Annotated in this window: 6 protein-coding genes and 1 pseudogene; all 7 read right to left on the bottom strand. The window is 41.7% G+C overall.

The window, feature by feature from the left end:
• Nucleotides 1-7: 7 nt before the first annotated feature.
• A complete protein-coding gene (locus H6G86_RS04740) occupies nucleotides 8-1159 on the bottom strand; it encodes an acyltransferase family protein (protein ID WP_190933357.1) in 1152 nt (383 codons plus the stop codon).
• 378 nt (nucleotides 1160-1537) lie between these two features.
• A complete protein-coding gene (locus H6G86_RS04735; protein ID WP_190933356.1) occupies nucleotides 1538-6454 on the bottom strand; it encodes a type I polyketide synthase in 4917 nt (1638 codons plus the stop codon).
• 3 nt (nucleotides 6455-6457) lie between these two features.
• Nucleotides 6458-8488 carry a non-ribosomal peptide synthetase gene (locus H6G86_RS04730; protein WP_190933355.1) on the bottom strand — a complete coding sequence of 677 codons (2031 nt, stop codon included), beginning with the start codon at nucleotides 8486-8488 and terminating at the stop codon, nucleotides 6458-6460.
• A 1038-nt stretch (nucleotides 8489-9526) separates the two neighbouring features.
• Nucleotides 9527-12199, bottom strand: coding sequence for an alkaline phosphatase family protein (locus tag H6G86_RS04725; RefSeq protein ID WP_190933354.1), 2673 nt, complete (start codon nucleotides 12197-12199; stop codon nucleotides 9527-9529).
• A gap of 403 nt (nucleotides 12200-12602) precedes the next feature.
• Nucleotides 12603-17375, bottom strand: a complete 4773-nt coding sequence (locus H6G86_RS04720; protein ID WP_242064695.1) for an esterase-like activity of phytase family protein — start codon at nucleotides 17373-17375, stop codon at nucleotides 12603-12605.
• 612 nt (nucleotides 17376-17987) lie between these two features.
• A pseudogene (locus tag H6G86_RS04710) lies at nucleotides 17988-20459 on the bottom strand (phytase); the annotation flags it as partial.
• A 22-nt stretch (nucleotides 20460-20481) separates the two neighbouring features.
• Nucleotides 20482-20874, bottom strand: a 393-nt coding sequence (locus tag H6G86_RS04705) for a transposase (RefSeq protein ID WP_190933353.1), incomplete at its 5' end; no start/stop codon positions are given.

Below are 20874 nucleotides of genomic sequence, written 5' to 3'. Positions count from 1 at the left end.
TTTAAATTCATTGTTTAGCCAAGATTGTAGACTTTAAATAATTACGCATTGGAACCTCTACAAATCTATATGTCAATGATGCAGCCAATATGATAATCATAAGAAATACTCCTAGAGATGTCAAGGCTTCATATTCTGTGAATCCTTTACCAAAAGCATGGTGAAATTTATAAATCCATAATGTTTTTAACAATTCTTGAACAAACCAATGAACCATGTAAATCGAGTAAGATATAGTCCCGAAATACAGCATTAACCGTGAATTTAAAATTTTTGATATTACACTATTATTGTTTATAGATACAGCTAAAATTAGGAGAGAAAAAGCTGGCAAAATGAGCCAATCATGAAGACTACGCCAATAAGTCCAGTAGTAATTCATAATCAAAATTATCCAAATTACAGCTATGATTGCTAGTAAGTTAAGATTAAAATAATTTCTATAATTACCTCTGCGATAGATTTTATAGGTTATAATGCCGAGTATGCACTCTAGCCCGCACCTAGCTATGGAAGGTATGCCAATAATACTATCTAGATTTCCACGGGAAAAAGCGATTAGTAGTAATATACTGAAGAGAGCAAAAACATAAATTTTTAAATCATTTTTCTGCTTATTTCGTAATAATAAAAATAAGAGAAATGGAAATATGCAATAAACAACAAACTCTACACTAATTGACCAAGCTGGCTCATTCCAATAAGTATCGCACCAAAATAAAGGTGGGCAATTTAAGTCGAATGCTTGAAGAAGGAAAATATTAGCAAAAAGGGCGGTTAAGTTAAATTTACCAGTAAAAGCAGAATTATCTAGTAAAAATATTTTTAAAGTTTCTAATCCGATAAATAGAGATAAAATAAATACATGTAAAGGATAAATTCTGGCAAAACGCGACAATAAATATGAACGATATTTAGATGAATTAACTTTTAATGAAAAATCTTCAATATAAACGTGGGTCATGATAAAACCACTCAGAATGAAGAAAAAATCAACCCACAAATATCCATTACGAAAAAAATTGCTATATGCTGATAAAGTTGAACCAGTTTTAGGTAAAGTGTAATATGAGAAGTGATGTACAACAACAACCAAAGCTGCAATACCGCGCAAAGCAGTGAGCGAATTGATTTGGTTATACATTGATATTTTTGGCATTGAATTATCTCAAGAATATAAACAGTTAGATATTTTTAGGATAATATTGATGGTTTCATGGGATTTATGAAATACAAGTATGCTAAACATTGTTCACCAGATTATGATTTTGGTAGGCATTGCCCACGCTATTTATAATAATTATTTTGCTATATTAAATCTGTCAAAAGTTTAGCTTTTAATTTCTACTATGATCTGGTTAGGACTGACTTGAACCAGGTTTAAGTAGATTATCAGTTAATATAAAAATCCCTAATCGATGAGTATTTAATATTTGCAAACACAGTTAATTTTTGGTGTTGCTGAATTGGAGTAGGAATTGACATTTTTTGATATGGCTTCATACTTTCAATCAGCAACGCCAATTTTTTAAAGTACTCAGGAAACACTTGCAACTTGTAAATACTTCCCAGGTCGCTCGGTATCGGGGATATACCAGGCGGGGTTGCCTTGGGGATCTCGTCCTAATTTGGCATTAGGTTGCGGAGGACGATTACGTAGGCTGTTATTGGTAACTTCAGTGTTTGTTACTTCTATGGGCGGTGCAGACAAAAAGCCAGCAGACTGCATTTCGGCAATACTTTCTTTAAAGGCTGCCATTACAAAAGCTAGATCGGCTTCGGAATGAGCTGTTGTCAAAAAGCAAGGACGGTGATCCCAAGTATGCACTCCCTTATCCCGCAGTAAATAAAATAGTAAGTCTCCATAAGGAAACTCTGGTGCAGATTTCACCATAAACAGGGAGCCGAAGTTATAAGCTGTAAACGGAGCCTGAACTTTCTGGAAATAGCCCATAAGTTCCGCTACAAACTTATCGGTTCTTGCATTGAGATTTTGCTGCAAGCTGGGGCCACTCTGTTTTAAATGTTGAAGTACTGCTTTGGCGGCTGCTAGTGCTAAAGGATGGCGGACAAAAGTGCCGGCAAAGTAAGTCACGCCAACTTCTGGAACTGAGTCATCCCCAAACTGCCAAAATCCACCATCTAAAGCATCCATATATTGCGATTTTCCAGCAATGACTCCAATCGGTAGTCCACCGCCCACAATCTTGCCGTAGGTTGCTATATCAGCTTTGATACCAAAATGTGCCTGAGCGCCACCTGGATGAATTCTAAATCCGGTAACGATTTCATCAAAAATTAGAGCAATACCAGCTTCTTCCGTGAAATCACGCAATTGCTGAAGGAATTCCTTGGGCTGGTATTCAGGGCGACGGCTTTGCACAGATTCAACCATCACTGCTGCTAATTCATCAGCCCGACTTCTAAGAATTTCTAGAGACTCAGGTGAATCGTAGTCCACCACCAAAATGTTCTCTACCATTTCCGGTGGGATACCGGGAGCAGCAGGAATTGACCGGAGTTTTTTTGTCCCCCGAACAATTACTTCATCCAAAATACCGTGATAAGCTCCAGAAAAGATGGCGATTAAGTTACGCCCTGTGATGGTGCGTGCCATCCGCATCGCTCCCAAAACCGCTTCCGAACCTGTATTGCAAAAGGCTGCTCGGTCAAAGTTGGTCAACTCACACATCAGCTTTGCCACTTCTCCAACTAAGGGAGTCTGCGGCCCAATTTCCATACCCAGTTTCAGTTGCGCTTCAATTGCTTCGGTAATAAAAGGTGGCGACCAACCAAACAAATTCAAACCAAAACCATTGCTTAAATCGACATATTCATTGCCATCAAGATCCCAAAGTTTAGAACCCGATGAACGAGACGCGACGATGGGATAAACCATCTCTTTCATCGTCGGGTTAAAGCCAGAAACAGTTCTTGGATCTGCCAAATAAGGGCGATGGGATTGAGTATATTCTTTGGATTTTTTAGTCCGTTGTGTGTATCTTTGAATAATTTTGTCTAGATGAGTGCGTTGTTGCGTTGTCAGAGTTTTAGTCTGGGTTTTTTCAATTCGAGCAGCCGCACCAAATGCCTTTTTAGCGCCATTTAATTCCGTGTCTACCGATGCAGGTGATTCTTTGCTCGTTTGAGTCGCTGGGATAGATACGGCGTTTTGTGGTTTGACACCATTATTTTGAGGTGTCGCCGCAGGTACAACTGGGATTGTTACAGGTTGACTGTTGTTACCCAATAGTGCCAATTGCTGACTCATGATTTGTAGCTGCTGATTAATCACATTTTCGAAGAAACTGGATGCAGCAGGTTGGGTAGAAATCTGAGGTGCAGATCCATTTGTATGAACTTCATGCACTACCAAAGTGGGTGATGTGGTTGCAGGTGCTGGTAATGGTACTTCGGGAATTGGTTCTGTAACGGTTTCTGTTAATCGTAATGCGGATAAAGTTTCGGGAGACAAAGCTGGATTGATAAAGTCAGCCAGTGTTCCTAAATTGGGGTAAATTTCTAGTAACTGCCTAAGTGTTACCTTTACTTGAAATTTTTTCTTTAACGCTAGCCCCACTTGAGTCAGTGATAAAGAATCTAATCCCATTTCTAAAAATGTTGTCGAATCGTCAACACTAGCGATTTCCAATCCTGATGTTTCTTCAATAATTTCTTTTAGCAGAGGAATAAGCTTTTGCTGAGGAGATTTTGTCATATCTTGGGTCTTTTCTAACTGGGGATTTGAAGGTTTGGGAGTTGCTGTGCGATTGGGATGAGGTAAAGGATCAATCCAGAAGCGTTGGCGTTCAAAGGGATAGGTAGGAAGAGGAATTCGTTGTCGCGTTTCCCTTTGATAGAAGTTGCTCCAGTCAATAGATACTCCTGCTAACCACAGTTGTCCTACTGCCTTGAGTAACGCTGTCCATTCGGCTTCGTTCTCAGCGTTATCGCCCAGAGAAGCGATCGCTATCTGTTGTTTAATATCTTTTGCTTGTTGGCGGGCTAAGGTCGTAGTTGTAATTCGCGGCCCAACTTCTAACAATACGCGTTCTGGTTGCTGCCATAAGGTTTGTATGCCCTGTGCAAATCGCACAGTCTGACGTAGATGTGTAGCCCAATACATCGGATCAGTTGCTTGCTGGGCTGTAATCCAGTCGGCGGTAACTGTGGAAACAAAGGGAATTTGAGGAGGTGATAATTTAACTTTCCTAACTACCTCTGCAAAGGGGGCTATGATGTCATCCATCATTGGGGAATGGAAAGCGTGGGAGGTGTGTAAACGGCGACAGACAACTTCTTCGCTTTCTAGTTGTTTTTGCAGAGCCGCGATCGCCTCTGTTGGTCCAGAAACTACACACAGGGAAGGACCGTTAATTGCGGCGATCGCTAATTCTGCACTCAATCGCGGCTCTACCTCTTTAGCTGGTAAGCGCACTGAGAGCATAGCCCCTTCTGGTAAGTCCCACATGAAGCGACCGCGATTTGCAACCAACATCAGTGCATCTTCTAAGGTGAATACACCCGCAATACAGGCGGCGACAAATTCGCCAATGCTGTGACCAATCATCGCTTGGGGCTTGACTCCCCAACTTTGCCACAGTTGCGCTAAAGCGTATTCAACGACGAATAATGCTGGTTGAGTAAAGCAGGTTTGCTTTAGGGCAATAGCCGCAGTTTCGCGATCGCTTGGCGCGGGATATATAATTTTTCGTAAATCACCGCCCAGTAATGGTTTAAGGATTTCTGCACATTCATCTACTACCTCCTGAAACACAGGTTCGCGGTTGTAGAGATTCAGTCCCATATCCACATATTGCGACCCTTGTCCGGGGAACATGAAGGCAACGGCTGGATTACGGATTTCTGTATGACGGGTATTTACTTGATTGGGATCTAAAGATTGTAAGGCCGCGATCGCATCTGTGATGTCGTGACAAACTACACTACGTCGATAATTTAAGGCTTTGCGCCCTCGCTGTAGGGTATAAGCTACATCGGCTAAGTTAATTTCAGCATTGTACTGGAGATGTTGCTGCAAATTTGCTGTTGCAGCTTCTAAGGCTGTACTAGTTTTTGCCGAGAGCAACAATAGCTGCTGTGGACGAGAAGATCCAGAATTTTGAATTTGTGGCGCTTCTTCCAGCACAATATGAGCATTAGTCCCACCGACACCAAAAGAACTTACACCGGCTCGTCGCGGAGTTTCACCTTCTGGCCATTCAGCTAGTTTGGTATTTACATAGAAGGGGCTGTTGGCAAAGTCAATCTTGGGATTGGGAGCCTCAAAATTTAAGCTAGGTGGAATCTTTTTATAATGGAGGGCAAGAACAGTTTTAATTAATCCTGCTACCCCAGCAGCCGCAACTAAATGTCCGACATTGCTTTTCAGAGAGCCGATCGCACAAAATTGTTTGGCATCTGTATGCACACGAAATGCTTGCGTCAGCGCTTCAATTTCAATGGGGTCGCCTAAAGGTGTAGCTGTGCCGTGAGCTTCAATATAAGAGATGGTTTCTGGGTGGAAGTTGGCATAAGCTTGCGCCATTGCAACGGCTTCTGCTTGTCCGTCTACGCTGGGAGCCGTAAAGCTTACTTTATCAGCGCCATCATTATTAATACCTGAACCACGAATTACGGCATAGATGCGATCGCCTTCATTGAGTGCATCTTCTAAACGCTTGAGGACAACTATTCCTGCACCATTGTTGAACATTGTGCCCTGAGCGCTGGCATCAAAGGGACGACAATGACCATCTCCAGACAGCATACTGCCTTCTTGAGCCATATAACCGCTATTTTGGGGTGTAGTCATGGATACACCACCAGCTAAAGCCATATCGCACTGATAGCTGCTTAAGGCTTGACAAGCTTGAATAATTGCTACTAAAGAAGTAGAGCAAGCTGTATTAACACTGACAGCCGGACCTTTAAGGTTGAGCTTGTAAGCAGCACGGGTGGTTAAAAAGTCTTTTTCATTTGCTAACATCGTCTGGAACTCGCCGATGCGATCGACAATTTCCATACGTCCAGAAATATGGTTGGCAAAATAAGTATTTTGACCACAACCAGCGTATAAACCAATCAAACCATCGAAAGATTCTGATTCATAACCAGCATTTTCTAGAGCTTCATAAACCAACTCTAGAAAAACTCTGGCTTGTGGGTCCATAACCACAGCTTCCATTGGATTAATGCCAAAGAAGGCAGCATCAAAAGTTTCTCCCCCAGGAATGATTCCTCTAGCTTTTACATAACTGGGATCTTTGCAAAGGTTCGGGTCAATGCTGAGATCTAATTCTTCATCTTGAAAAAAAGTCGTTGACTCTAATCCCTCACACAGATTGCGCCAAAACTCATCAACATTGCCAGCGCCAGGAAATCTTCCTACCATGCCGATAATGGCAACACCATCAATAGGATCTTGGTTATCTGAGGTTTGCATATTTACCATTGCTTAAACACCTTGTTGCTGATTACGGCGACGAGCTTGGGCTGCTTGTTGGCGTTGAGCGCGATTTTGCAGCTTGTCATGAGACGGTTGGCTGTTCTGGTTTGAATGCAAATATTTTGCTAAAGAGCCAATCGTTGAATACTGAAATAGCTTTACAGCAGGTAGTTCAATACCAAGTTCCTGTTTGACTCGCCCAGCAACTTGCAGAATTGATATTGAAGTTCCTCCTAAATCAAAGAAATTATCATCAATCCCAACGCGATCGATTTTGAGCAGTTCGGATAAAATACCTGCAAGCAGACGCTCTAAATCGGTTTGGGGAGCAATATAAGCTTGTTCCAGTTGCGGACGTTCTCTACTTGGTGCTGGCAATTTATGTCTATCTACTTTGCCATTTGCAGTCAAAGGCAGTGACTCTAACATCACAAATGCCGATGGCACCATGTAATGAGGTAGTTGCTGCTGTAAAAAACTACGTAAATTATTGTGTGTATATCTACTGTTATAGTGAGGAACAATATAAGCAGTCAACTGCTTTTCACCTGTTTCATCCTGACGAGCTAAAACAACAATTTCCCGAACATCAGGATGTTGTGCAATCTCCCGCTCAATTTCCCCTAGTTCAATTCGGAAACCGCGAATTTTTACTTGATTGTCAATCCGACCTAAGAACTCGATATTGCCATCTGGAAGATAACGAGCTAAATCTCCAGTTTTGTAAAGGCGGGTTGCTAAATTGCTATGAAATGAGTGAGAAATAAATTTTTCGGCAGTCAATTCGGGGCGATTCAAATACCCTCTAGCTAATCCATCTCCAGCAATGTACAATTCGCCAATTTCTCCAATTGCTACTGCTTGAAAGTTGTTGTCTAATATATAAACTTGGGTATTAGCAATTGGGCGACCAATAGGAATAGATACACCTGGTTGCAGTGGCGCTGTTATAAGATGGCAGCAGGTAAAAGTTGTATTCTCAGTTGGCCCATAACCATTAATTAGCCGACAGTTCTCTACTGTTTGGAGAAACTTCTGCACATGGGGAACAGATAAGACATCGCCACCCGCTAAAAGTTGACGCAAAGATTTTAACGCATCAATTTTTTCATCCACTATGAGATGGAATAAGCCGGCTGTCAGCCAAAGAGTAGTGACTTGATATTGTTGAATAATCTGCCCTAATTCTTCTAATGATGGTGTATGAGGAGGGCAAATTATTAGTTGCCCACCGTTAAGTAAGCAACCCCAAATTTCAAAAGTTGAAGCATCGAAGGAAATAGGAGCAAGTTGCAGAATTATTTCTTCAGCCGTGAGGTGAGCATAATTAGTTTCTTTGACCAATCTAACTACACCACGATGGATAACACTAACCCCTTTGGGTGTACCTGTAGAACCTGATGTATACATGACATAAGCCAAATTTTCAGCAGTGACGTTAGTGCTTAGGTTCTCTTTTTTATTTTGGGCGATTATATGCCAATCTACATCTAGGCAAATTACAAATGCTGTATGAGTAGGTAATTTAGCAACTAGTTCTTTTTGAGTTAATAGTATAGATACCTGGGTATCTAATAGCATAAAAGCTAAACGTTCTCGTGGATACCCTGGATCTAGTGGTACATAAGCTCCACCTGCTTTGAGAATAGCTAAAAGTGCTACAACCATTTCTAAGGAGCGCTCTATGCAGATACCTACAAGAGTTTCTGCTCCTATACCTAGTGTTTGTAGATATTGTGCCAGTTGATTAGCACGACTATTTAAATCTCTATAGGTGAGATGCTGATTATTAAATATTAATGCTACAGCATCAGGTGTTTTCTCAACCTGTGCTTCAAACAACTGATGAATACACGCTTGCTGAGGATAATCTGTTTGAGTCTTATTCCACTCGATCAGTAGGTCTTTTTCGGATTCTTTCAAGATAGGTAATGTTAAATTATATCGTTCTAAGTTATTATCTGATGATAATGATGTTTGACACTCAGTTACCAAAAATTGATTTTTATTTTTAGCTAATGAATCAGTTATTGCTTTCATATTTTATTTCCGCAAAAAATAAATCTTTTTGCAAAACTTGTAGTTTTTAAGTAGTGCTGCATTTTTAACTCAACAAATGTCAAGTTTAACGTTGCAGCTAATGTTACTACTAAACTATACAAAATCAGAATTATTACTGAGTAAAAAATACTAAGGTTTGTTCTAAAATTCATATTGAGAGATACTTTTATATAGATATAGATTTTTGGATAAGCCAGTAACCTATGTAAGTTGACTACGATATTGTTTCGAGATAAATAAGTAACGATAACTTATGATGTCTGAAAAATAAATATAGCTCCAACACCACGCAAGATTTGTTTAAACACTAGTATTTTTAATTACCTTTTTTAGCCATATTTCTAATTTTTAAATTATATTTCAAGACTAATTTGACAAGAAATCATGCCGCAATCCTATAATGTTTATATGGAAAGGCACTGACTCTTAGATTTAGTTTTTTTATTTTGACCTATTTCCTCAAAATCTGAGTTATTTTCAATACATCTTCATTGAAAATTAAAACTTTAGAGGTGATTTGCAATGAGAGTATTAACTGTACGTTAGCTTATTTGAGAGGATAAGAAGAATCAATGCCTTGATGGGCAAGCAAGACAGCGATTTTACCAGCCGATAAGCAAGCAATGGAATCCTTTTGGAGGTAGGTTGAACTCCAGGCTATGACCATCAAAATTTTTTGTGCCCTAATTCTACTTATTAATACTTAATACTTTCAATATTTTATAGTACAAAACAGTTAGGACTTATACAATTGGCATAAATCTTTGTAAGGCATTAGTCGGTTGTAGGGGCGTATAGATGTACGTCCCTCTCTAAGTATTCGTGTCATGTATATTGTAAAATATTAAGCTGTTCTACATTTAACTTGGATGATTAGGGCGAGCATAACTAGAACAGCTTTAAGAATCACAGGATAAAACAGGATATCAAAGGCGAGGGAGTATTACTCCCCCGCAATAGCCAACTTACTACAGCTTAATTGTTGAATTTAAAGCTGTAATCGTAATCATCTTTAGGTTAAATTACACTAGCTGAGAAAACGAAGTCATTTGCTGTGAGGCTAGTCGATGTAACTCCAACCAATGAAGCCAACTCTGTATTTCCGGCTTTCACCAAAGTATCGCTACCCTGTTGCAATAGTGTTAAAGCACTAAATTGAGTAACACCAATACCGCCCAGTCCGATTTTATCAATGGCGATCGCAAAATCAGTCACAATGTTCTTGCTAGTTGGCAGACTGGCGTTAGCAATCCAAAATTGGTCAGCACCAGTACCACCAGTTAAGCGATTACCGCCCTGTTGACCAGCAAATAGCACATCATCACCATCGCCACCAAACAGGGAATCATTCACACTAGAGAAGAGTTTGTCATCGCCAGAACCACCGTAGAGGCGGTTATTGCTACCGTTACTCTTGAGGGTATCGTTACCAGAGCCACCGAAGGACAGTTGACGCGAACCTTCAACGACTGTGAGAGTATCAGCACCTGCGCCTCCAAACAAATTATTACTACCATTGGCTTCCACTACAGCAACTTCGTCATTACCATTGCCACCATCGGCACTAGTGTTACTAGCAGGGCCATTTATGCCAATAAAAACTTGATCGTTACCATCTCCTGTGGATACTGAAGAGCCACTGCCGACTAGTACCGTATCTTCACCAGTCCCAGTCACGATTGTGTTATCTTTAGTACCTTCTACAAAGTCTGCGCCGTCACCTGCAAATAAAGTTTGATTCGGCTTGAGGGTGACATCATCACTACTGGTAGAACCAAATTGAAGGTCTAGTGTTGTTAGTCCAACAGTGCGACCATCAAACCCTGCGGCTGTAAAGTACTGGGTATTGCCTACACTCTGAAAATCCAGAATTGTTGCTTGGCCATTAGCAGTTTCTTCCGAAGTCAAGACTTCTTTAGTGGAGGGAACTACATCTAGGCTTCCCACCAATGCTTCTGTAATAGCACGACCTTTCAAATCGCCATTACTGGGAATATCTAACTCTAAAATTCGAGCAAGTGTAGGCGTTACATCAGCATTACTAACAGGTGCGTAGTCCACATAGCCTTGTTTAAAGTCGGGGCCAATAGCCTCCATGTTATTGAAGGTATCACCTCGACCAAAGCTGCCATGCATCCCCTGTCCTTGCTGCAAAGTTGTATCAGCAATTTCTACTTGAGCTTGAGGGTTGTTTGGGTTGCTTGGGTCGGTGCTAAAGGTTTTGAAGTTGATAACTATAGATGGAACTGGTGTTTTAGCATCACCTTTTAGCCCGATCGCACTTAGTGGTAAAGCGCCTGGGATGTCTCCATAAGCATCGTCTACAAAAATCCCACTGATGTAATCTTTTTGCGAAAGCAAATTTACTACCTGTTTGGCTAAGTCAGCATTGCCATTGGGCAGATAAATCAGGTCAGATCCACCATTGGCAGCTACAACTATCTTTGTACCTGGGTCAAGTTGGCCATTAATTACCTCACCTGTACCACCAATTACACCATTCCCAGAAATAGGACGTTGGCCTTTTGTAGCATCAACAGTTGCATACTGGATCTGGTTGAGGTCTGGGGGAAGGGTTGTAGGGTTAGGATCGTATAAGGGTAGACCGAGATCGTGAGCCAAATCAATTGCAACAAAACCTGCTGGTAGAAATCCCGGATTTACACCCGCATAAGTTTGGGTGGCAGCATAACTTGTAGTTTTTGTGCCTTGGCTATCAATAGCTTGTTTGCTGATGGTAGAAAAACCGTGGTCAGCAGTAATAAAGACATCAGTAGTCTTGTCTAAGCCAGTGCTTTTAAGATAGTCAAGAAGCTGCTTTAAATTATTATCAGCATTTTTGACCCCAGCTTTGGAAGTAGAGCCATTAATGCCTGGTGTCAAGGTGTTTAAGCTATCACCCTGATTATGTTGACTACCATCGGGATCTCTTGACCAGTAAACCAATGCAAATGGTTTACCATCTTCCTGAAACTTGGGTAAAATTACTTTGGTAGTGGCATCTGCAAAATATTGTTGTTGAGCGACATTGGCATTTAGAGTCCCTGGAGTTGTATTGTTACCAGCTGGCTGGACTCGCGTTGTCGGTTTTACATCTAGACCAGCCGCTTGTAAACGAGCGACAATATCTGGATCGAGTGGAACAGCAGAAGGTGAACCTGCGGCTGTAGGCGGCGGGGTTGCACCATTTGTAGTGTCATCAATAATAATTGTATCAGGAGTAGGAATAGTACCTGTAGTACCACCTTCTCGGTTAACTTGTGTGACATCTTGGATGGCAACTGGGCCTAGTTTACCAACTGCTGCTGTGTTGAAACCCTGCGATCGCGCGTAAGCTAAGAGTGACTCTTCATCTAAAAAGTTGTTACCGGGGAACTTTTCATCTATATCCCCCAGAACAGGATCGCTTTCAATGAACGGGGTGACACTACCATTAGCATTAGGGCTAGGAAAACCAGTGTAGATGGTGTTGCTAAAATCACCTGTATCGCCAAGATAATGCCCAGTTGCGATCGCAGAAGCATTCGGGGTGGTAAATGTGGGAAATAATGAATGGCTATTGGCGAAACTAACTCCCTGCTGACGGACACTATATAAAGTTGGGGTATCAATAGGGTTTACAGAACCGTTACGCAATCCATCCGCAACAAAAATAATGACATTTCTACCATTGCCATTTGTATCAGCCATGCTTACTATTCCTTAAGTATTGTGAGCTACGATTAATCGCAGCAATTGTGTATCTGTATGAGCGATTAATTACGCTCAACCCAAGCAAAAAATTCTTGGCTACAGAAACCTAAATAGTATTTGGCGACAAAATGCTTAGTGTCCACACAAAATAGTGCAGACAATTAAATGAACTTAACTTTGGTTACTGTCTCAAAAGATAGTTGTTCAATGTTTAAGGAAAGTTATAAACAAGTTAAGATTTTGGACAAAAAAATCCCCAACTCCTCAAGAAGTCGGGGATCTAATCCTTTAGATAGAGAGCAAATCAAAATATGATTGCAATATCACTCTTTAGAGTTAGCAAAATCGCTACAGCTTAATTCATTTTGAACATTGAACCTAAGCTGTAATCATTCTTGAGCTAAACGACACTAGCAGAAAAAACGAAATCATTTGCTGTGAGGTTTGTTGATGTAATTCCAACTAATGAAGCCAACTCTGTATTTCCGGCTTTCACCAAAGTATCGCTACCCTGTTGCAATAGTGTTAAAGCACTGAATTGAGTAACACCAATACCGCCCAGTCCGATTTTATCAATGGCGATCGCAAAATCAGTCACAATGTTCTTGCTAGTTGGCAGACTGGCGTTAGCAATCCAGAATTGGTCAGCACCAGTACCACCAGTTAAGCGATTACCGCCCTGTTGACCAGCAAATAGCACATCGTCACCATCGCCACCAGACAAGGAATCATTCACACTGGAGAAGAGTTTGTCATCGCCAGAACCACCGTAGAGACGGTTATTGCTACCGCCACTAATGAGGGTGTCATTACCTGAGCCACCAAATAATGATTGACGAGAACCTTCAATTACGGTAAGACTATCATCACCTGCCGCTCCAAGTAAATTATTACTACCACTAGCTTCCACTACGGTAATAACATCATTACCATTGCCACCATCAGCACTGGTATTTTGAGCCGGGCCATTTTGACCAATAAATATCTGATCGTTACCATCTCCTGTGGATACTGAAGAGTCGCTGCCAGCTAGTACCGTGTCTTCACCGTTTCCAGTCTGGATTGTGTTCCCTTTAGTACCTTCTACAAAGTCTGCTCCGTCACCTGTGAATAGGGTTTGATTTGGCTCAACGGTAATATCATCGCTGGTAGTAGAGCCAAAGTTAATTTCTTCAGTTTGAGGTTGACCTAAACCAGGAGCAAGGTTAAGGGGCTTCTCCAACTTCAGCAGTAGAATTTCATTGTTATCTATGACTGGATTTTGAGGATCATTTCCAGGACGACCTGTAGAGAAGGGATAATTGTTGTCATTAGCAACCAAAATGGTGTTTTTGTCAACAACTAAAACGTTTTCAATTGTGACAAATGGGAAGTCGAATGTGGTCTTACCATCCCCATTCAGGTCCTTGGGGTCTTGGATATTTAACAAGTCTGCAACTTCTTCTTTGGCTACATAACCATTAGAATCTGCTTTAGACAAGTCAATTTTGTAGATCCGCTTGAATTTAGCTGAGGCTCCTTGACCATTATCCCGCTCAATGACTAGATACTCATTATCGTTAATGACTGCTAAATCCCCGATCGCATTTGACGGATTATCCAATCTATAGTATAGTTTTTTATCAGTGTACTTGTGGCTAGCAAGGTCAAATTCGTTAATCCGCAAAGCACCAGGAGTATCGCCTTGAACTGTACCCTCTAGCAGCATATAGAGCTTGGTTTTGCTGGCGTTAATTGCTCCACCTTCAAAACCTTTGGAGCCACCCAAGTTAGCAAAGGCATCTCCTGAAAGCACATCAGGATTTTGTGGCGATCGCACCACATTATACTGAGGATCATCTCTGAGTTGATCCCGTACTTCATCCGCGATATCTGGGAAATCACTAAATAGTGCGTCTACACCTAATTGATAGAACTGCTGAATTTCTAGCTCTAGCTTTCCTTTGTAATCTGCTGCTAAATACTGATCTTCCGCCCGGAAGGTGTAAGGATGAACCTGCAACCCTGCGTTGTGAGCATCTTGAATTAAGGTTGAAGGAGGTAATGTAGTCTTATCAGCATCATTAACTGCTCCATCCCCATTCACATCATCAGCTTTGCCATCACCATTAGCATCAGTACCTTTGACGCTAACAATCATCCGCTTCCAAGGACCAAGGCCATCAGCATAAGTGGCAACTTCAGCCAAGCCTTCTGGAGTTCGCAAGTCGCCATAGGTGCGAGTGTCACCACTGACTTTCAAATCATAAGGCTGACTTTCGATGATTTTGCCGTTGATATCAATGTCACTTGCATCTAGCAATTGAACTAGGGGAATATCCACTCCAGCCGCAGGCATGATGGTATCATGTAGTTCCTTGAGGTTGCCCACTTCAAAGGACTGGATGAAGATCCGACTTGGATCAGTGAAGTTATTTGCCTTGAGCGTATCAATTAATAACTGGCTGATGTTTCTGTTGATTTTGTCCGTGGTGCCGACATAAGTAGCTTCATCGGCCAAATAGGTTGGATGCTTAGTTTCAGGATAGATGCCAATCTTTTTACCTGTGTCGGCTTCTACTTGCTTAACCAAGTTGATGATTTCTGTGAGGGTAGGAATTTCAAATTGACCATCAAAGGAGTGATCTCTAAAAGGTAGACGTTCTTCTGCGCGTAAAGTTTTGATTTCAGCTAAGGTGAAGTCTTCAGCAAACCAACCTGTAATTGTGTTGCCATCTAAACTTACCGTTTTCTTGCGATCGGCAAACTCTGGATGTTTGTAGACATCTGTGGTTGTGTTGCTGAAATTGACAGTGCCATCAGCGTTCAAAACTGCTAAAGCTGGCTCATGACGAGCAATTAGCACACCATCTTTTGTAACTACTAAGTCAGGCTCAATAAAGTCAGCACCTCGCTCAATTGCTTGCTTATAAGACTCTAAGGTATGTTCTGGACGATAGCCACTTGCACCTCTGTGACCAATAACTTTAGGTGCTTCTCCATCTAATGTTTTGAATTGGTCGGGTGTAGCGATCGGAGCCTCTAATAACTTACCACTGGCATCAAAATGCAGCAGGTAGGGGCCAAACTCTTCTCCAACCCAAATTGTCCCGTCTTTATCAAAGACGAATGATTCTACATCAAAGTCTGCACCAGTCAGTAATCTTCCAGTAGTTCCCTCATTCACAATTTGGAAAGGAACTTTGTTGTTAGGGTCAGACAGTTGAATGTAGTCTAAAACTTTAACGCTGCCGTCTCCATTCTCTGTTCCCTTAAAATTCGGGTCTACACGATTGATTCTTAGCAGAAAATCTTCGCTATTATCTTTGCTACCGTAACCGTTATCTGACAAGAAGTACAAAGAGTTACTGTTAGCAAATTGGACACCGCTAAAGCCTTGTATTGGCTGTCCGGGGAAAGGCCCGGTTCTACCATTGGCTGAAATTTCTGCACCAGAAGCTGGGCCATCACTAAAGGTATCAGCAGGTAAAGAAGCAAAACCTACTAACTCAACTTTTGGCACTATTGAAGCAAACATCGTCTGATAGATGTGGGTTTGATCGTTTAAACCCGCAATTCCAGGAATATCAGAACCGTAGGCGTTATAACCTTTACCTACTAAGCTATTTAACACTTCAGAACCAGCACCTTGGTAGTAAACAGGTACCGGACGGTTGGTGTGAGTTCCCCAACCATACTTGACAGTGGGATCAGATCCCCAGTAGTGCCCAACTTCTGCTGGAGTATCCAAATTAGTTAATGCTTCAGCACCTTGATTTTGTACTAAAGTTGGAAAATCACCGTCGAGAGTCAGGTAGTGATCGTGGTCAGCTGTAACAATTAGTAGGTTTTCATCCCAACCACCATTGTTATTGATCCAGTCAATCGTAGATCCAACTGCCTTATCGAAGTCCAACGTGGTGCCGATCAAGTTGTCTATGTTGTTATCATGGGCAGACCAATCGATATCGCCACCTTCAACCATTAACCAGAAACCATCAGGGTCTTTAGCCAATACATCTAATGCAGCATTTGTCAAGTCATTGAGCGTTGGGTTTTCGTTAACCTCTTTGGCAATGAAAGATGCATCCGTCTCTCCAGGCAGCAGTGGACGTGTAGTGTCCACTTTGGCGTTATCACCTTGGTTAGCGAAAACGCTGAACATATCTAAACCAGTGGTGCTGTAGTCACCGTTGGCAGAACTGACAGGCAAGTTACCATTTTGACCACGCGCACCGTACAGACCGAAGAGGCGATCGCCTTTTTCTGGATCGATTGTCGCCGCAGTTTCAGCAAGTTTCTGGGCGGCGTTCTCACCCCGCTCTAAAAAGGTGTAATCGTAGAGGTTGTTTGTGGGTTTAGTGCTAAGTTCTGTATAAGTAGATTGACGAATGAATTCATTGCTCGTATTCGGCTCAACCCCGTTTGGTAGTAAATCTCCAGGAGCAGAGAGTGGGTGTCCACCACCAAGTAATACCGTCGGTTGATAGACACGGAGTTGCTGTTGCAGGATGTTGTCTAATGCCGGATAGTCAGCATCATACTTGCTGCGACGATTAACGTTGGCAGCAGCAGCGGCAGGTGTTGCATGATCAATGGGAACTGAAGTTACTAAACCAGTAGATTTACCAACTTCGTTCGCAGTTTTGAGAATTGTTTCTAAAGGATTCTCGAAAATATCAACGCCAACAGCGTTATTGTAGCTTTTAACGCCAGTGTACAGAGTTGTTGCGGTGTTTGCAGAGTCAGGATAACTGTACTTAATATATTCAGGATCATTACCCGGAGTCCAAGGGTTAACGCCACCTCTGCTAGGGTCATAACCTACTAGGTTCCCAACAGCACCATCACTGACTTTTGCGCCACCTGTTGGGGTATTGCCTGGGTTAGAAGTTGGATCAAAGGTGAAACCAGAGCGAACTGGGCTTTCTCCTGTGATGGGATTAGTCCCGTCAAGAGCCGAATTACCAGTGCTAAAAACTCCATTACTACCAGCGATCGTTGTCCCGTAGGTGGTTGCTAAACCGTAGCCTTGGAGTGTTTGAAAGTTGAGTCCTTGACCTTTACCTTGTGTATAAAAATCACTTAGGTTAGCACCTGTCTTACCATTTTGAATCTCTTTGTAGATGGACGCAGCACGAGCCATTTCCCAGCCCATACCATCCCCAATCATTATGATGACATTCTTAGCCATGAAAGAGAATCTCCCTGTGTTTAATTGTTGAGATGGTCTTCGCTCTAGTGAAATAAAAAAGTAATATGGTGAGGAAAAACTAATAGTTTTAGGCTGAAAAAATGTAATTGACTTGTCAGCTTTTTGAGTCTGAATTATTAAATCTCAACCACCACTACAATTGCCATTCCCCTAGAGCTTTTTAGTATCTTAATTAACAATGCCAATCGCATATTAATTAAGATACATAGCAAAAGTTGTGAATAAATTGTGGACTGGTTAAGAAATCTTGTATTGCAATCTTGTACCTAATATGCAATTAACAAATATGTCTATATTTTTGATGGCATGAAAAATTATTTTTTATACATTGAGATGATGTATCTTTTGTAACTTTCGTCAAATAATAATTTCTTTATAACCAATACGCTTGGGTTAAGGGCTACTTCTACTTGTACAAAATCGTGGGTTTTGAGACGCGATAAATCGCCGTCTCTACAAGTGTTTTGGTCTTATCTGAACTGTATTGCTTTATAACCCTTCTCTTTAATTGCTTTTGCAATAATGATTGAGTACAGCTTCATTAACTTTTGCTGTGTAATGAAGCTGTAACAATTACAACAGGCAAACAAATTAACCTACAACACTGACAGAGAAAATAAAGTCATTTGCTGTGAGAATATTTGATGTAATTCCTGTCAATGAAACTAACTCAGTATTTCCGATTTTTACGATAGTATCATTACCCTGTTGTAATAGTGTCAGGGCATTAAACTGAGTAACATCAATACCACCCAGCCCGATTTTATCAATGCCGATCGCAAAATCAGTCACAATGTTCTTGCTAGTTGGCAAACTGGCGTTAGCAATCCAGAATTGGTCAGCACCAGTACCACCACTGAGGCGATTACCACCACCTTGACCAGCAAATAGTACATCATTGCGATCGCCACCAAACAGGGAGTCATTGACATTAGAAAAGAGTTTATCATCACCGGAACCACCATAAAGACGGTTATTGCTACCGCCACTTTTGAGGCTGTCGTTACCTGAGCCACCAAATAATGATTGACGAGAACCTTCAATTACTGTGAGACTATCATCACCTTCCGCCCCAAACAAATTATTACTACCACTGGCTTCCAGCACGGTAATAACATCATCACCATTGCCACCATCAGCATTAGTATTTTCAGCCGGGCCATTTTGACCAATTACAACTTGATCGTCACCGTCTCCCCCGGATACTGAAGAGCTACTGCCTATAAGCACAGTGTCATCACCTTTCCCAGCATCGATTGTGTTGCCTTCAGTACCCTCTACAAAATCTGCTCCGTCACCTGCAAAGAATGTTTTTTCTGGCTGAACTGTAACATTATCGTTATTGCTAGAACCAAAGCTATCGGGGAAAGTAGGCTGTGCAGTTGTCAGATTATTAGGTAGTTCGAGAATGCCGAGTTTTTCAGCAGCCGTATTACCCGTAATGTTGAAGTCGTTGTCGTTAATCAAGGCTAGGGTGTTGGGTGCTACCAGTGCCAGACCTTCTAATTTTTCCACCCCGGTGTAACCCAACTGAGCAGCATTAGCAATCAAGCTCTTGCTGACAGGGTTAATATTGGCAGTAGTTAACTCCGCAGAGGTAAGTTGTTCAATAGTTTTACCAGTTGGCAAGGTAAAGTTAGCAGGGTTGTTAATGTTAGTCGCCCCGGCTAAATCAATTTGGTAAATCAGTTTATTGCCAGCAGATGTACCATTGTCATCTCGTTCAACTACTGCAAATTTGCTATTGCCCAAGGAGACTGCATCGCCAATTTTATCAGTTCCCGGTAGACCTTCTAGGCGATATAAATACTCTCCTGTTACCTGCTTGGTGACAATATCAAACTCCAGAATTCGCAGGTTGAGAGAAGCTTTGGAAGTCGCATCATTGGCGACATCTGGACTATCAATTGGACTCTGGATAAAGGCATATAATTTATTACCTTCCAGTGCTACAGCTTCAAACCCCCGGTTATTGCGGCGTTGGGCATAAACTGCTGGTAAAACCTCAGTGCCAAAAGTTCCAGCTGGTTGATCTGGGTTGGGTGCAGTGGCAGTTCCTTGAGGGATAAAACGGTCAATCAGCTTACCATTAACATCAAAGTGGTAAATTGCCGGACGGTATTCATCTACCATCCAGTAATCTCCATTTTCTGCAATTACAATTCCTTCTAAGTCAGCACCTAAAGGATCGTTAGCTAAAACATTATTGTCTAAGTCAACAGCAATTTCATCTGTATAGGCTAAACCGTTTCCTACAGCTTGCAAGTTAGGCAATCCCGTTAATGGCGTTGTTCCGTCTTGGCGAAATAGCTTTGTTCTGTTGGTAATGGTGATTTCGCCTGTGGTGCAGTTGAGTTCAAAGCTAACTATTTCTGGCTGGAAATTGGGTAATAAAAATGGTCTTTTGACACCATCAGGTTCTCCATTGGGGCCCCGATCTGTGTTAGTGACAAATTTTAGGTTGCCATTTGCTGCAAACCCTTGGAAATACAGCCCAGAAAAACCACCTAACAAAATATCTTGACCTTTAGAAGTCGTGTCTAACTTCGGTAGGTTTGCAAATTCATAAATAGTTAGCTTGGGTTGGGCAACAGGATTGCGGGGATCGTAACTAGTGGTGTCGATATTTAAAGAATTGGGGAAGGCATTGGCTATATTTTCCCAACGCACCAGCTTAAAGTTAGAACTGACATTTTCCTCTTCACCTTCATCGCTAACTATTTTGGCAGGTTCATTAGAGCCATCTTGAGTCACAAATAAACCAAATGGGAAGTTAGGCCCCAGTGGTACATTAATTACATCTGCACCATCTGACTCTTGTACACTGTCAATCGCCCCATTGTTACCAACAGCAAAATTACCCACGTATTCGTTGTTACCTTCACGCGTGTAGGCAACAAAGGTATTGTCACCTTGGCTAGATGCTAATAAGTAGCCTTTGCCATTTTTGCCGTAATAAATGGTCAGTCCTTCTACGTCATCTGTGAGATAAGTACCACCTAAATCTCTGACTTGATCAACTAGCTTGCCAGTTGTGCCAGTGTTTGGTTCTGCTTGAAACTTGATACTGCTGGCGAAATATTGCTTAACCTACCGACTGAGCCATAAGCTTTGCAAATTGCGAAGTTCGCGTGGTCGCTTGTGGAACACCGGACAGCCAGTGAAAGATGCGCTTGAAGTTAATTGCCGTTGCTATCATCAAATGTTGCAGATGAGTTTTCGCTAATCCAATATATCGAGCATGGCGGAGTCCATGAGCGCGAATGCTTTCAGAGAGAGTAGCTTCAATTCCAGCCCGTCGAGCATAGTCTGCTTTATACTCGTCAGTCATTGCTTGTTTTCGTGCAGCTTGCAATGCTTTGTACTGTGCTTCTTTCCGAAGTGTAACCAACCGTCGCTTTTCTTTGGTGCGAGTACACAGATGCAGGCTGGGGCAATTGGCGCAGTCAGCTCGTGCAAACTTAATTTTAATTACCTC

The sequence above is a fragment of the Nostoc sp. FACHB-133 genome, assembly GCF_014698055.1.
Lineage (GTDB): Bacteria > Cyanobacteriota > Cyanobacteriia > Cyanobacteriales > Nostocaceae > Nostoc.
The sequence above is the reverse complement of the archived record's forward strand: the minus strand, read 5'-3'. Positions and strand labels throughout refer to the sequence as shown.